Genomic DNA, 14,219 nt, shown 5'->3' with positions numbered 1-14,219 from the left:
CACCTCGATATCGAGGCCGTGGTGGGGTCGGCGGTCCCGCGAGCTCCATGTGCGCCGAAGGTCGAGTCCGCCGGTGACCTGAAGTTCGTCGAGCGCCTGCAGGACGGTGTCGAGGCCGATGTCGATGGCGGTTTCCCGATCTCGGTGGAGGCGCTGATCGAAACCGCCGACAACTCGAGCCGGGTGGAGACGATCGCGGCGGCGTCGCCGCGGTTGTCCGCCCTCCTCACCGTACGAAGCGCGTCGGACGGGGGCGGCCAAATTTGAATACATACTAGAAATGTCAGACCACATCGGCCATACTGTCCGATGTGGAACCGACAATGCGAGCGACAAGGGCCGTTGATTCCGACACGGCATTCGAGGCGAAGGTCCAGATCGCGTTTGCGGGAATCGCGCTCGCCGGCATGCTTCTGGTCGCAGCGGGCTTCTTCGTGATCGCGGGCTACATGCCGCCGCCACGGGCCGACTGGTCGCAGGAGAGGATCGCCGAGTTTTACGCCGACAACACGACGGCCATCCGACTCGGCCTGCTGATCTCATTCGTCGGCTGGGCGGGGTGGGGGACGCTGGTGATCGCCGTCAGCGCCCAGATCAAGCGGGCCGACGGCAGCCCGTCATCGCTCTCACGACTAGCTGCGCTCGGCGGCGGCGTGGCATGGACGCTGCTGCTGCTCCCGACGATGCTGCTCGTCGCCGCGACCTTTCGCCCCGAGCGCGACCCGGCACTCACGCAAACCCTGCACGACATCGGCTGGATCACGGCCTTCTATACGACGGTTCCGTTCATCGTTCAAGCCCTCGCCATTTCAGCCGCGACGCTCGCCGGCCGGTCTCCGTATCCCCGGTGGGTCGGCTATTTCTGCGCCTGGTGTGCGCTGACGTTCGCGCCGGGCAGCATGCTCGCGTTCTTCAAGAGCGGGCCGTTCGCCTACCAGGGGATCTTCGTCTTCTGGGTGCCCTTCGCGGTCTTCGGCGCCTACGTCATGGTGCTGATCTGGGCCGTCTGGCGCGCGGCGCGGGCCGAGCTCGAGTGACCTCCTGTAGACCATCAGGCGCGGACGCCCCAGCGTAGCCACTAGGTCTAAAACTGACGGAGGTTGTTGACACTGTGGGCTCCTGATACGAAGGAGTCCCGTGCCCGAACTTGTATGGAGTGAGAAGGATCTGGTCCGGCGAGCGAACCCGCGCCTGGCGGTGCTTCGGCATGCCGAGGAGGTCAGCGGCAACGTGGCCGCGACCTGCCGCTACTACGGCATCAGCCGCAACATCTTCTACCGATGGAAGCGCCGCTACGAGGACGAAGGGCTCGACGGGCTCAAGGATCGCTCCAGCGCTCCGCTGCACTGCCCGACCGTCACAGAACCCGAGGTGGTCACCAAGATCATCCACTTGCGCCAGCACTACCACTTCGGTCCGATGAAGATCACGATGTATCTGCAGCGCTACCACGATGTGTCGATCAGCCAGTCCACGGTATGGCGAATCTGAAGCGGCTGAACATGAACCGGCTGCCGGCCTCGCAGCGCTACAAACGCCACAAGCAGCGCTGGAAGCGCTACGAGAAGCAGCGCCCCGGCCACCATGTGCAGATCGATGTGAAGTTCATCGAACCGATCGCCACCGCGGCCGGGCGGCGCAAGCGCTTCTACCAGTACACCGCCATCGATGATTGCACCCGGCTGCGGGTGCTGCGCGTGTATCCCCGCTCGGACCAGAAGACCGCGATCCAGTTCCTGGACTACGTCCTCTCCCGGCTGCCGTTCCAGGTCGAGAAGATCCAGACCGACAATGGTGCGGAGTTCCAGTCGGCCTTCCACTGGCACGTGATCGACCAGGGCATCGGCCACACCTACATCAAACCGGCAACCCCACGCCTCAACGGCAAGGTGGAGCGCTCCCACCGCATCGACGCCGAAGAGTTCTACCGCCTCCTCGACGGTGTCGTCATCGACGACACCGGGTTGTTCAACGACAAGCTCAAGGAATGGGAGGACTACTACAACTTCCACCGCCCACACGGCGGCCTCGCAGGGCAGACACCCTATGAGAGGCTGCTACAGAAGACCCAGGCCCACACTGTCAACGGCCATCGTCAGTAGCACAGCTAAGGCCCCATTAAGGCAAATGAACCGGTCTTGAAGAAGACGATCAATCCGGCCGGGAAGAACGCGAAACCGACCCAGAAATTGAGCCATGCGGTCCACCGCGGAAAGACAGGGTCGGGATTGTAGTCGAGAAGAATAGCCAGGTCGAGCGCCCAGACCCAGATGGCGACCGGCGCCCAATAGATGAGGAAGATGAACCGGCCGAGGTCGTGCAGCCTACGTATCAAGTCCGGGACCAGCTCGGCAGGGCGGTAGGCGGCGAGAGCCCAGATCATCAGCATCAAAACGCCGAGTGCCGTCGTCGAGATCGCGCAGTCGATCTGGATAAGGGTGAGAATCGAATCGGCTATGCCGTTAGGAACATGCCCACGACAACGGCGCATACCACCAGGCAGTACGCCTCGAACAAGTAGCGCAATACCAATGGCGCATTCCGCAATTCCATGAAGTACAAACCGACGAATCGCACCTTCACAAACGCCATCAGAATGATCACGACGCTCTCAGTTCGATGGCTCCCACCGGCACGATTTCCCACCTCGGTTCCCAGCCACCAGGATGCCACTGTTGCCGAGACCAGCGCCAGCCAGATCAGGGTGGCACGGGTCCGCGCGATTGCTCCCAATGTCGTCATTCCTACCTCACCAGATACAACAGGGGGAACAAGACGATCCACAGTAGATCGACCATGTGCCAGAAACAGGCACCGCCCTCGAAGAATGCATACTGAGAGGCACTCAGTTTCGGCCGTCGGGCCAGGATCAACAATGCCGACAACACTGCCATTCCGATAATCAAGTGGAACCAGTGCAGCCCGGTCATCACGTAGTAGAACGTGAAGAAGTTGTTCGTCGCGGGCGTGATGCCGTGATGAACCTTGCTCACGTACTCCACGATCTTGAGCACAGAGAAGATCAATCCGCACACGAGTGCGGCGGCGACGAGCGGAGGCGCCCAGGCCGATCTCATTCGCACAGCCCGCACTGCGAGCACCAAGAATAGCGAACTAGCAAGCAGCACAACGGTATTAGTCGCACCGAAGTTCTGATTCAACTCGCCCTGCGCATCGGCGAACAAGCGCGGATTCTTGGAACGGTAGTACAGGAAGGTGATAAACAGGACGGCGAACATTATCATGTCACCGAAGATGAAGACCCATATCCCTTCTTCGCCCGGGGTGCGGCGTCTCCCCTCGATGTCGGTCCGCGGCTGCTCGGTTGTCGTCGACATGATGATCAGAAGATTCCGCGGATGCGATGTCCGGCGCCGTTGCCGCAGGCGAAATCACCGAAGGCAGCGCCGGCGTACTTGCGGACTTCGACGGTGGTGATCATCTTCGCCTGAATGCCGCCGGGAACCTGGTCCACCGCATCGGGGGTGGCGGTGGCCCGCACCCGTGAGTTCACCGGAACGGGCGAGATGAACCGCACCTTCCCGAAGCCGTAATTGACTGCCATCGAGAGCTTTTCGATGGAGTAGAGCTGATGGTTCAGGACCGGCAGCAGCGACAGGGTCAGTAGTCCGTGCGCGATCGTGCCCTTGAACGGCCCGTCGGCCGCACGTTCCGGATCGACGTGTATCCACTGGTGATCGCTGGTCGCATCCGCGAAGGTGTCGATCCGATTCTGATCGAGTTCAACCCACTCGGTGGTTCCCAGGGACGTCCCCGCAGCGGCGGCGAACTCCTCGATGTCTGCGAGAACTCGCAAGTCAGCACTCCTCACCACACTTTGAATTTAAAATAGATTTGAATGAGGGATATGTCAATCCCGCAGCACACCGGTCCGCGGTCGCGAAACCGGGAGGCAGCCGAGGATCGGAGACACCGACATGGCACAACCGGTCACCGACGAGAGTGCGGAATCGAAGTCGGCCCGCACTCGCACGCGCATCCTCGACGCAGCGGCACACATACTCAGCCGCAAGGGCTATGCGGGCACGCGCTTGTCCGAGGTAGCCCAGCTCGCCGCCCTGCAGACGCCCGCCATCTACTACCACTCCCCCTCTCGCGACGACCCGATCGAAGAGGTGATGTGGTCGGGGATCGCCGATATGCACGAGCACGTTTCGGCGATCCTGGATAACCTGCCGACATCAACCCCGCCGCTCGATCGGATCACGGTCGCGGCGGAAGCCCATCTTCGGCACGAACTCGAGATCTCGGACTACACAACGGCTTCCATCCGCAATGCCGCACAGGTACCCGAAACGATCCGCGCTCGGCAGCTCGCCGAGGAGAGCGCATACGGCCGCCTGTGGAAGCAGCTGTTCCAGGATGCGGCGGACGCCGGCGACCTTCCGGGCCATCTCGATCTCAGCACCGCCCGCATGCTGATTCTCGGTGCATTGAACTGGGCTGCGGAGTGGTGGACGCCCGAGGCCGGGCCACTCATGTCACCGCCGCGACGCCGGCGGGCGCCGCGGAAGTCGACAACCAAGGCCGTAGCCGAGTCCGCCTGAGTACATCGCCCTGACAGATCAGCGAACGATCCGCAGCGCCTCGGTCGGGCATCCTTGCACGGACTCCTCGACGGCGGCGAGCTCGTCGTCGGCGATATCCTCCTTGAGCTGAATGAGTTCGCCGCTGTCGTCGACCTCGAAGAACAACGGGGCAAGCGACTCACAGATGCCCAGACCTGTGCACTTGCTCCGATCGACGACGACCTTCATCACTGCCTCCTCTGTCGAGATTGGGACCGAGGTTTCCGCCGCGCACCAGGTGCCGGTTCCAACCTCGGGTTTGCCTACCTTTTGAATTGAAGATAAATTAGATTTCCCACTCGGTCAATAGGGGAGGAGCCATCCGCATCACCGCATCACCAATGAGCACGGCGGCGATCACCTCAGCGTGCCCCGAAAGCACGGTGATCACGCTGATCGACGCCGCGGTCGCGGCACACCTGGAGATCTAACTAAGGTTGTCCGACTTCGCTCGACAATCTGGCTACCACCGCGCAATCCATCGTTCACAGCAGCGAGCCCGGGCCACGCGAACCCGCCGCGACCCGACGGCCTACCCTGAGCAGTAGCCCGTTCGACACTGTACAAGTGGGACCAGGATCGGTGGATCGATCGAGCCGTCTACAAGAAGGCGGCAGCGGCCGGGCTGTACGCACTCGAGATCGGTGAGCAGTACGGCGGTTCGGACGTGCACGACTACCGGTATCGAATGGTGGTCTGCGAGGAAGTATCTCGCATCAACGCCTTGTCCTTCAATCTCACGATCAGCCTGCAGGACGATCTTGTCCTGCACTACCTGCTCGATCACGACCGAGCCCGGCGCGGGCAGCGATCTGCGCGGAACGCGCACCATCGCGGTCCGTGACGGCGATGAATGATCTCGCACCACTGCGCCATGGTCCGGGTCGCGACGGCGCCGGAGATCTTGTCACGACCGGCCACGCACTGCGATCTGGATCTTCATCGATACCCAGTCGTGTCAGCAGTTCAGCGTAGAACTTGCCCTCGATCGCTCCTACCGCCATTTGACGGCCGTCGGCGGTCTCGTAGGTGGCATAGTACGGCGCCCCGCCGTCCAGCATTGGCGCCGCGCCGGTCGGACCATACCCCGGCGTTGACGAAGGCATGCGCGAGTCCTGTGGCGCGCTTCATAGGCAATGTCAGTATCGTAAGCATAAGTCGACTTATGCACAAGGGTGGGGCAAACTTGCTGTACACAAGGTCGTCAACGACCGAAGCCACCATGACGGAGATCCATGGCCATCAAGCAGGACTACTTCGACACCGCGTTCGAGCTGCTCTCGGAGCAGGGGTACAGCGCGCTCAAACAGGCGGCGTTGTGCAAGCGGCTGCGAGTGACGACAGGGTCCTTCTATCACTATTTCGACAACTGGCACGACTTCACGTCGCAGCTGCTGGAGCACTGGCGCACGGCCCGGACGACCGAGCTGGTGACGCTGGCGCAACAGCATCAGGATCCGGTCGACCAACTCGATACTCTCCTGCAGTTCGCACTGGAACTCCCCCATCGCGCGGAAGCCGCGATCCGGGTGTGGAGCAAGGTCGACCCGGACGTTCGGGTGGTCCAGGACGCCGTGGACTCCCAGCGCATGGGCGTGGTCGTCCACGCCACCCGAGCGATCCTGAAGGACGAGCAGGATTCGCTGAACCATGCGCGCTGGGGGCTCTATCTCCTCGCCGGATACCAGGAGCTGGACTCCGGCGAGGATCCCGCGGCGCTCGAATGGGTGTTGCGCCGCCTGCTGGACGAACTCAAGGAGAAGTCACGCGAACAGCGCCACGTAGCGCCAATCTAGGACGGCGCGTTCGCGTTCCTATTCACGGCCTCCGCGAACACTTCCGAGCGCCGGTGCGCCAGATGGGCTCCGGTGCCGGTCGGAGCCACCTCTTCAACCGTGTCGCAGTGCGCAGTGTGTCGCCCTCGTGCATGGGCCCGCGATGGTCACAGGCGTGCCATCCCACCACTGTGGCCGGATTAGGGGAAAGGCCCGAGAAGCTTGCGCACGGCGCAGCCCCAGAAGTCCGGCACTTCTCGCCCGTGTTGATCCGCGGTGCGAATCCGCAAGACCACCAGTCCCGTCGGAGCCCAGCGAGGAGTCAACGGTGAGCAAGCTTCGATGGTTCGACGGCACTGCCGCCGACGAGTCGGCGAGAGACCGTCTCGTCGTGGCGCGTCAAGCCGTGCCGCGCAGGATCAGGTCGGCCGCCCGGTGGGCGATCATCATCGTCGGCGCGTTGGTGTTGCCAGACGTCAAGGTCGGCATCACCGAGGCGTCGACGATCCGCAGCCCGTCGACGCCGTGAACTCGCAGTTGCGGGTCGACAACGGCATCATCGTCCATGCCCATGCGACAGGTTCCCACCGCGTGGTAGATGCTGTCCTCTTGCGCGGCCAGCCACGCGGCGCCCGTGGCGCCGTCTTTCTCGCTGAGGTAGCGCCCGGCAACACCGCGCATCGCCGACTGGGAGTCGATCAGATCCCGCGCAAGCCCAGATCCTTCTAGCAGCTTCCGCACGTCGTCGCCGTTGGCCAGGCGTTCGAACTCGACGCGAGGCCGGCCGCCATACAGGCGGACACGCCCGCGCCCCTCGGGATGCATGAGCACGGTGTACACCGTGAACCCGTCAACTCTTTCGAGCTTCGCCCGCCCGGTGATCCTGTCGAGCGAGTAACGCACCGGCGTGACGGCGATCTGGAAGTCGTCGGTGATCAACTGAGCTTCAAAGGGCGTAGTTGTAAGCGGGCCTGTCCCGCGGGCGACCAACGACGCGACCGCCTTGACCGCGCCGACCGGGCCTAGCGTGTTGATGGTCGGAACCTTCGACTCCCAATACTGGGCAGAGACGAGGTGGTCCTGAAAGTTCTCGCCGACACCCGGGAGATCGACAAGCGAGCCACCCGGTCCGACGCCGGACTCGAGCAGCAGTGCGGGTGTCCCGATCGCACCGGCACCGAGCACTACCTCCTGGCGGGCACGCAGCACGCGGCCTCCAGCTTCAACGCCAACGGCACGGCCACCTTCGAAAAGAATCCGGGACACCGACGTCTTGGTGAGGACGGTTGGGCGCCGATCACGCGGAAGGCTACGGAGGAACCCCTTCGCAGACGAGGAACGAAACCCTCGGTGCTGGTTGACCTGGCTGCGTGCGACACCCAATTGAGTACGGCCGTTCTGGTCTGGATTGAGGTAATGGCCGGCGTCGGTCGCGGCCTGAATGAAAGCGTCATCGATCTCATGGTGATGTCCACACCAGGAAACCTGAACAGGTCCGTCCGCACCCCGGTAGTCGTCAGGGCCCCCCACCCAGGTCTCGGTGGCTTTGAAATGCGGCAACACCTCATCGTACGACCACCCATGGTTCCCAGCAGAAGCCCAGCCGTCGTAGTCCGAACGCCGCCCACGTGCGTAGACCATGGCGTTGATCGATCCGCTGCCGCCGACGATTCGGCCGGCCGCGAAGCCGTCTCCTTCACGCCCCTTGCTCGGATCGGGTGCCGTCGGATACTTCCAGTTGGCAGTCGCGTAGAGCGTGACGATTCCGAGGGGTAGAGAAACATCCGGCCGCAGATCGGTACCACCTGCTTCGACCACGATCACGCTCGCACCCGCGGATGCCAGTCGTGCCGCGACGATCGAGCCCGCAGAACCGGCACCGACGACCACGTAGTCCACGAGGTTCTTGTCCGTCATGATGCGCTCACTCCCATGCCGCCGCCGTCCTTCTGTCCGTTCTCCGACTCGACGAGCCAGCGCAGCCAGCCGAGTCGGCGCCGACGACGTAGTCATACTCGGCCGATACTCAAATCACGTTCACCCAGTCGAGGAAGTAGGCTGCGTATTCCGCGTCGCCCGAGATCCGCACATCGCGGTCGCGCCAGCAAGCGCGCCGTGTCGCCCACTCGGGAAAGTCCGTGGCGAGTCCACTGATCGTTGCCGCGGCTCCCCTGACCTGGCCCGGGGCTATCGCAGCTCCGGGAGACACGCTCCGACTGCTGCCCCCCGGCCCTTCGAGTTCGATGACGATCGTCTGCGTCAGCCAGTCCGGCTCGTCCGATCGCAGTTGATTGCCAAGGACAGCGAACATCCATTCGAGAACCGTCGCCATCCGGCCAGCGTCCGTTTTCGGAACCGGTCGAGACAGCGCGGGGGCGATGTCATGTCGTAGGTGCGTGTGGTGATCGAACACCATCGCCCCACCTACCAGGAGCCCGGCGGGGAACCAGCCGAGCTCGGCCAGCGGTAGATGTACGCGGTCTGCGGGCAGGTGGTTCAGTGCCTTCGCCAACGTGACCACCCCCGCGCTCCATCGCTCGTACTCGCGGAAGGTTTGCAACGGACCCCAGCTGCGGCGCTGATCCACGAACCAGTCGTTGGTCCTCTCGATGTCCTTGCTCCGCATGATCCTCAGTAAGCCGGGGCTGAACATGGAGCGACATCCGGACGACAGGTGTGCCATCACATCCTGCACGCGCCAACCGGTCGCACGACTCGCGGTCCGCCACTCGGATTCATCAAGCTCCCGGCAGAATCGCACCATCTCCGCGCGCTCTCGTTGTAGCGCACCTGCCCGGTCCCACCGCATCGCAGCCCTTTCGCTCAGCATGCCGCGAAGATCGCGCATGTCATACGCGTCGTATTTTTGAATATAGATTCGACATTGCAGAGAGTCAACAGAGCAACATCGCCGCGACGCCAAGGACTGGGGGCGTGCAATCAATCAGGAGAGTTGAAGTTGGAATGACCGGGCGGAACGACTCAACGGGCCAGCCCCTATCCACCGCAGCTACAGGCCGCGTAGCTCGCGCCGGCACTGCGCGCACAAGCGTCGAGCCGTAGGCGGCAGGAGCCCCGGCTACTTCCGAATCCCGATGACCCCGCCGACCGCAGGAGCGAGGATCTGACCTGCCGCAGCTCAGGACGCGTGGTGGCCGTAAGTGTCAACAATGGATCCACGTCCGCCAACGGGCAGTATGAGCACCGACGCCACGGTTCACCCTCAGGCGAGTGCCGCGCGGAACGCGCATGCGAGGCTCACCCTGTCGCAGTCAGGACTTCGCGCCGGCAGAGTCCGCCGAGCCCTTTCGAGTCGGCGCCGACGTCCGGAACCGACATCCCGTACCACGCAGGATCAGACCATCGGCACGCCGACGATTGACACCGGCACTGCCAGAAGTTAGCGTGTCGACGCCGCGTGAAGAATCTAAAATAAATTCCTCAATGACATGAGGCCCATGCACACTGCTTCTCACCTCGGCCGGTTTGGTGGCATCGGCCGGTAGACTGGTGCCACTACACCAAATCACCCCGATCTCGGTGGGAACTGCTCCAGCGTGAGATCGAGAAAATCGCCGCACACTTCGCTTTCCAGGCGGCCCGAACGCGACCACCAGTCACGGTGAATTCGGTCGACACAGAATAAAATTTACTTCGGAGGACGTCTGCTGATCGGTCGGCGGCGGAATCGGCATCAGAGACCGGCACTTGCCTGCCACCGAGCTTCTCCGGGCCCACGCGTACGAGCAGAATAGCCTCACGCACGGCGCCCCGCGCCTCGAACCAATCGAGCATCGGAAACCGGCTGACCAGCCATCTTCTTCGAATCGCGTGATGCCCACGTCTCACGGACTTCCCGTCGGCGCGCCCGTCCCACCTATCCCGCATGACCGACCGGTCTGCATCCCAGGATCGGGCCGGCATAGAAGATCTCGACCAGCGGCCTTGCTGGCATAAGTTCGCTTATGTTAGTCTCGTGCGAGATGCAGCACAGATCACACATCGGTCCGTCATGACAGCCGGTTGCGGCCGTGTGAATGCGTGGACATCGACCCTGATCTAGAAGAGGTTCGAATGCGACGACCTGGCCGCCCCCTTGGGGCCCGCCGACTAGACCTCGACACCCGAGGTCTTATCAACATTCGGCACTTTGCGTGGAATGGTAGCCGGATGGCCGGGTCGGGCGTGCGCGCCCGGCTCCAGATGAGTGGGCCGTGGTCGAAAATTCACGGTGACGCCAGCGAGCGGCGGTCGCCCTGGCGAGACTCGCTTCTGTGACATGAGTTCCGAAGCGGAAGCCTAGCAACAGATTTCGATCTTGACCACGAGGGAGTTCGATATCTATTCTAATTTAAACAATATTCTTCCCTTTGGGCATCGCATCGCGGCGAGCAGCGTCGCGCTTCGCTCAGCGTCCACTTCCCCCGGGGCTCGGCAAGCAGCCACTCCCTCCAGTGAACACCCGGAAGGTCGAAGAGTGCGCTGACCTTCTCGTATTACTTCGGAATCAACCACAGGAGAACCACCGATGAGCACACTGCCTGCAGATCGTGAGTACGATCCGATCGAGGTATCCAGCCTCAGTTTCTGGACGATGAGCCCGCGGGAGAGGGATGTCCGACTGGCCGAGTTGCGGCGGAACCGGCCGGTGAGCTGGCAGCCTCCGGCCGAGGGCGGCATGATGGTGCCCGAGAATGACGGGTACTGGGCGGTGACATCGCATGAGCTGATCAGATATGTCAGCAGGCGACCGGATCTTTTCTGCTCCGGCGAGGGAATCCAGATGGAAGAAATTCCCTCGGAAATACAACAGGCCGCCGCAGGCTTCCTTGCGATGGATGGCGAAAAGCATATGACCATGCGCAAGCTCGTCAGTGGTGCATTCACACCGAAACAGGTCAAAAAGCTCGAAGACAGCATTCGTGCTCGTGCTACTGCTATCGTCGACCGCCTGCTCGAAATTGGTGAAGGTGATTTCGTACAGAACGTGTCCAAGCAGATGCCGATGAACACCTTCTATGAGATCGCGGGACTGCCTGAGCAGTACCGAGATCAGGCGGCTCACAATGCCGACGAGATGGCCGCATGGAATGATCCCGATGTCGCCGCCGGACGACCACCTGCTGAGGTTCTCATGGACGGAACGATTGGCAATTTGACAATCGGTTTCGAGTTCGCCGAGTTGACCAGGTCCCGTCCTCGAGACGACGTGTGGTCGAACCTCATCAGTGCCGAAGTCGATGGCAAACGGCTTACCGACGAAGAACTCGCGACAATGTTCGTACTGTTGTCGTTCGCCGGAAACGACACCACTCGAACCTCGATCAGCTTGGGGACCAAGGCTTTTCTCGAGAACCCCGATCAGCTCGCCTACCTGCTCGAAGACTTCGACGGTCGAATCAACAACGCGATCGAGGAAGTCCTGCGATGGGTGACCCCGATCATGACCTTCCGGCGGACCGCTACCCAGGACACCGAACTCGGCGGACGGCAGATCCGCAAGGGGGACTGGGTTGTGATGTTCTATGCCTCCGGCAACCGAGACGAGTCCGTATTCGTCGATCCATGGAAGTTCGATATCAGCCGGGAGCCGCGAGGGCACGTAGCATTCGGAGGCGGAGGCCCACACTTCTGCATCGGAAGTTTTCTGGCCCAGTCGATGCTTCGCCACATGTTCGATCAGCTCTTTCACCGCGTTCCCAGCCTGGCGCTGACTGAACCAGAGCTGCTTGTCGGCAACTTTGCCGGCGCAGTAAAACAGATGCACGCCACGACTGGCTGCCCTGTGGCGCACTGACTGCACCAAAAGTAGCATCTAGTTCCCGGAGTAGACATGGCCACTACTTGCTGAACTTTGAGTCATGCAGTTACCTGGGCCTCGAGATGCACCAGGACGGCGGGGGGACCGTACTCGTGCCCGCCGGCACATGACCGCGGCGATAGATCGATCTCGCGAGGCAATTAGTCACATCCGACCCGCAATGGATACAGGTCAGGCCGGGTTCCGAGGTTCATTTCGGAACGCGGCCTGACCGGGTCGACAGCAGCCATCGAGGATGGTAGCGAGCACACTGCGGATGCTACACAGGGGCTGCTGCGCGGATAGGTGACAACCTGACCTGCCCCACCCTTGGGGTTCCAGAGTGGCGGCGCTGGCGGTTGTAGAGGATTTCGATGTAGTCGAAGATCGCGTTCGCGAGTTCGACGCGGGTCTTCCATTTCTTGCGGTCGAGCAGCTCGGTCTGCGTCGACGACCAGAAGGATTCGATCATGGCGTTGTCGAGCCCGTCACCGACAGTCCCGCACGACGGCAGTGGCCGGCCGATCGGAACGAAAACCCAAGAGTGAACTGGGATCCGTAATCGGCGTGGACGATCCCGCCCGGAGCTGGCCGCCGGTTGCGGCTGGCCATGTCCAGGGCGTTGACCACGAGGGTGGGGCCGCGCGGGAGTCGATGGACCAGCCCACGATCTTGCGGCTGAAGGTGTCCAGGACCGCGGCGCATTAGACCCGTCCTTCCTTCGTGCGGTGCTCGGTGATGTCGGTGACCCACAACTCGTTTGGTTTCAACCGATGGAATTTGCGTTGACCAGGTCATCGGCGGTCGGTCACCACGCCGCGTAGGTTCTTGGCCCGTTCCGAGGCCGCAGCCTGCGGATCCCGGCCACCGTCATGAGTACCGATACGGTGCGTGAGCAGACCTTGATGCCCATCGCCATCGTCAGTTCTGCGTGGATTCTGCGGTAGCCGTAGTTGCCTCGTGATGCGACGTGGACTTCCCGGATCACTCCCGTGAGCCATTGGCGACGCGACTGTGAATCGCCCCTGGCCGGTCCCCGATGACGGGACCGGATCGAGCGGTCCCAATCACCGGGGACGGGCCACCCCGGCATGTCTGGAGACTTCATCTGTTGAGGAAGGGATGAAGTCCGTGAGTTCGAAGAAGTACCCGCTGGAGTTGCGTGAGCGTGCGGTGCGGATGGTCGCGGAGATCCGTGACCAGTACGAGTCGGAGTGGGCGGCGATCGGGGCGGTCGCCGAGTTGCTGGGTATCGGGACGGCTGAGACGGTCCGGAAGTGGATTCGCCAGGAGCAGGTCGATGCCGATGCGGGCCGGGATGAGCAGTGAAGCGTCCGCGGAGTTGAAGCGGCTTCGCCGGGAGCACGCAGAACTGAAGCACGCCAACGCAATTCTTAACGCTGCATCGGCCTTCTTCGCGGCCGAACTGGACCGGCCGCACACTGATCGTCACGTATATCAGCCAGCATCAGGGCCACCGGGTCGACGGTGGGCTGCGATGGGGTGTCGAGTCGATCTGCGCCGCGCTCACCGTCGGCATCAAGATCGCCCCATCAACGTATACGAACAGCGCCAACTGGTGTCGAGTAAACGGTGGTGGCGTGACGAGGCATTGAAAGTGGAATTCACGCGGGTTCACCGGGAGAACTTCAGCGCTTGCGACGCCCGGAAGGTGTGGCTGCAACTCAATCGTGAAGGCATCAGCGTGGCCCGCTGCACGGTGGAACGGCTGCCAGGGGGATTCACCTTGCAGGTGTGGCGAAACAGCCCAGTCGAGTACTCCCACGCCGGCGACGACCTGGCCCGCCTCCACCATAGTGAGATGGAACCCATGACGAAGATCGCCCCATGAATCGATAGCGAAACCGCCGTGTCTGATCGTGCGGGTTCACCCCGATCCTATCGTTCGCCTTGAGCACGACCGGTTGGCGTCTTTGAAGTACGTTGGCCACCCCCTGCACCGGCAACACCGCCACGACGGTCGCAACTCGAACACCAGGCTTCCTCTCAATGTGCTCGTCGCCACGCACTTGTCGCGAGGATCCCCGATGGGAC

Annotated in this window: 12 protein-coding genes and 4 pseudogenes; 8 read left to right on the top strand and 8 right to left on the bottom strand. The window is 62.4% G+C overall.

What is annotated here, in order from left to right; translation table 11 throughout:
* Positions 1 to 21 precede the first annotated feature (21 nt).
* The 3 genes and pseudogenes from ACZ6DL_RS34370 to ACZ6DL_RS34360 all read left to right on the top strand — a co-directional run bounded on the left by ACZ6DL_RS34370 (position 22) and on the right by ACZ6DL_RS34360 (position 2,102).
* Positions 22 to 267: a hypothetical protein gene (locus tag ACZ6DL_RS34370; protein ID WP_466057467.1), complete on the top strand. Its 246-nt coding sequence runs from the start codon at positions 22 to 24 to the stop codon at positions 265 to 267.
* A gap of 44 nt (positions 268 to 311) precedes the next feature.
* Complete coding sequence (locus ACZ6DL_RS34365; RefSeq protein WP_466057465.1) at positions 312 to 1,037, top strand: hypothetical protein; 726 nt, start codon at positions 312 to 314, stop codon at positions 1,035 to 1,037.
* A gap of 130 nt (positions 1,038 to 1,167) precedes the next feature.
* Positions 1,168 to 2,102: pseudogene (locus ACZ6DL_RS34360) on the top strand (IS481 family transposase).
* 5 nt (positions 2,103 to 2,107) lie between these two features.
* Here the strand turns inward: ACZ6DL_RS34360 and ACZ6DL_RS34355 are convergent.
* Genes ACZ6DL_RS34355 through ACZ6DL_RS34340 form a run of 4 tightly spaced genes read right to left on the bottom strand, consistent with a single transcriptional unit; the run spans position 2,108 to position 3,817 of the window.
* Positions 2,108 to 2,491: a hypothetical protein gene (locus ACZ6DL_RS34355; protein ID WP_466057463.1), complete on the bottom strand. Its 384-nt coding sequence runs from the start codon at positions 2,489 to 2,491 to the stop codon at positions 2,108 to 2,110.
* Positions 2,455 to 2,742, bottom strand: coding sequence for a cytochrome C oxidase subunit IV family protein (locus tag ACZ6DL_RS34350; RefSeq protein ID WP_466057461.1), 288 nt, complete (start codon positions 2,740 to 2,742; stop codon positions 2,455 to 2,457). The genes ACZ6DL_RS34355 and ACZ6DL_RS34350 overlap by 37 nt, the downstream gene beginning before the upstream one ends.
* 2 nt (positions 2,743 to 2,744) lie before the next feature.
* Positions 2,745 to 3,338: a cytochrome c oxidase subunit 3 family protein gene (locus tag ACZ6DL_RS34345; RefSeq protein ID WP_466057459.1), complete on the bottom strand. Its 594-nt coding sequence runs from the start codon at positions 3,336 to 3,338 to the stop codon at positions 2,745 to 2,747.
* Positions 3,339 to 3,343: 5 nt separating this feature from the next.
* Positions 3,344 to 3,817: a MaoC family dehydratase gene (locus ACZ6DL_RS34340; RefSeq protein WP_466057457.1), complete on the bottom strand. Its 474-nt coding sequence runs from the start codon at positions 3,815 to 3,817 to the stop codon at positions 3,344 to 3,346.
* 121 nt (positions 3,818 to 3,938) lie between these two features.
* Between ACZ6DL_RS34340 and ACZ6DL_RS34335 the strand changes: the two genes are divergently transcribed.
* Complete coding sequence (locus ACZ6DL_RS34335) at positions 3,939 to 4,568, top strand: TetR/AcrR family transcriptional regulator (RefSeq protein ID WP_466057455.1); 630 nt, start codon at positions 3,939 to 3,941, stop codon at positions 4,566 to 4,568.
* An 18-nt stretch (positions 4,569 to 4,586) separates the two neighbouring features.
* On the opposite strand, the gene ACZ6DL_RS34330 is transcribed toward ACZ6DL_RS34335, so the two are convergent.
* Positions 4,587 to 4,778 carry a ferredoxin gene (locus tag ACZ6DL_RS34330; RefSeq protein WP_466057454.1) on the bottom strand — a complete coding sequence of 64 codons (192 nt, stop codon included), beginning with the start codon at positions 4,776 to 4,778 and terminating at the stop codon, positions 4,587 to 4,589.
* A gap of 373 nt (positions 4,779 to 5,151) precedes the next feature.
* Between ACZ6DL_RS34330 and ACZ6DL_RS34325 the strand changes: the two are divergent.
* Positions 5,152 to 5,440 (top strand): annotated as a pseudogene (locus ACZ6DL_RS34325) (acyl-CoA dehydrogenase family protein); the annotation flags it as partial.
* A gap of 384 nt (positions 5,441 to 5,824) precedes the next feature.
* On the top strand, positions 5,825 to 6,385 hold the full coding sequence (locus ACZ6DL_RS34320; protein ID WP_466057452.1) for a TetR/AcrR family transcriptional regulator: 561 nt from the start codon (positions 5,825 to 5,827) through the stop codon (positions 6,383 to 6,385).
* Positions 6,386 to 6,763: 378 nt separating this feature from the next.
* On the opposite strand, the gene ACZ6DL_RS34315 is transcribed toward ACZ6DL_RS34320, so the two are convergent.
* Positions 6,764 to 8,281: a GMC family oxidoreductase gene (locus tag ACZ6DL_RS34315; RefSeq protein WP_466057450.1), complete on the bottom strand. Its 1,518-nt coding sequence runs from the start codon at positions 8,279 to 8,281 to the stop codon at positions 6,764 to 6,766.
* A 109-nt stretch (positions 8,282 to 8,390) separates the two neighbouring features.
* A complete protein-coding gene (locus ACZ6DL_RS34310; RefSeq protein ID WP_466057449.1) occupies positions 8,391 to 9,212 on the bottom strand; it encodes a maleylpyruvate isomerase N-terminal domain-containing protein in 822 nt (273 codons plus the stop codon).
* A 1,680-nt stretch (positions 9,213 to 10,892) separates the two neighbouring features.
* Between ACZ6DL_RS34310 and ACZ6DL_RS34305 the strand changes: the two genes are divergently transcribed.
* The gene (locus ACZ6DL_RS34305) at positions 10,893 to 12,161 is read left to right on the top strand and encodes a cytochrome P450 (RefSeq protein WP_466057447.1); all 1,269 of its coding nucleotides are present in this window, start codon (positions 10,893 to 10,895) and stop codon (positions 12,159 to 12,161) included.
* 343 nt (positions 12,162 to 12,504) lie between these two features.
* Here ACZ6DL_RS34305 and ACZ6DL_RS34300 read toward each other — a convergent pair.
* A pseudogene (locus tag ACZ6DL_RS34300) lies at positions 12,505 to 13,173 on the bottom strand (IS3 family transposase); the annotation flags it as partial.
* A 113-nt stretch (positions 13,174 to 13,286) separates the two neighbouring features.
* Between ACZ6DL_RS34300 and ACZ6DL_RS34295 the strand changes: the two are divergent.
* Positions 13,287 to 13,896: pseudogene (locus ACZ6DL_RS34295) on the top strand (transposase); the annotation flags it as partial.
* Positions 13,897 to 14,219 lie beyond the last annotated feature (323 nt).

This window comes from Nocardia sp. NPDC041819, from assembly GCF_055590505.1.
Note: the sequence above shows the minus strand (reverse complement) of the source record. Positions and strands in the feature narration are given on the sequence as shown.

Bases quoted from the DNA above. Each gene is read 5' to 3' on its own strand.
- ACZ6DL_RS34315 (WP_466057450.1), bottom strand. From the start codon at position 8,281: ATGACGGACAAGAACCTCGTGGACTACGTGGTCGTCGGTGCCGGTTCT.
- ACZ6DL_RS34310 (WP_466057449.1), bottom strand. From the start codon at position 9,212: ATGCGCGATCTTCGCGGCATGCTGAGCGAAAGGGCTGCGATGCGGTGG.
- ACZ6DL_RS34355 (WP_466057463.1), bottom strand. From the start codon at position 2,491: ATGCGCCGTTGTCGTGGGCATGTTCCTAACGGCATAGCCGATTCGATT.
- ACZ6DL_RS34350 (WP_466057461.1), bottom strand. From the start codon at position 2,742: ATGACGACATTGGGAGCAATCGCGCGGACCCGTGCCACCCTGATCTGG.
- ACZ6DL_RS34305 (WP_466057447.1), top strand. From the start codon at position 10,893: ATGAGCACACTGCCTGCAGATCGTGAGTACGATCCGATCGAGGTATCC.
- ACZ6DL_RS34320 (WP_466057452.1), top strand. From the start codon at position 5,825: ATGGCCATCAAGCAGGACTACTTCGACACCGCGTTCGAGCTGCTCTCG.
- ACZ6DL_RS34330 (WP_466057454.1), bottom strand. From the start codon at position 4,778: ATGAAGGTCGTCGTCGATCGGAGCAAGTGCACAGGTCTGGGCATCTGT.
- ACZ6DL_RS34345 (WP_466057459.1), bottom strand. From the start codon at position 3,338: ATGTCGACGACAACCGAGCAGCCGCGGACCGACATCGAGGGGAGACGC.
- ACZ6DL_RS34335 (WP_466057455.1), top strand. From the start codon at position 3,939: ATGGCACAACCGGTCACCGACGAGAGTGCGGAATCGAAGTCGGCCCGC.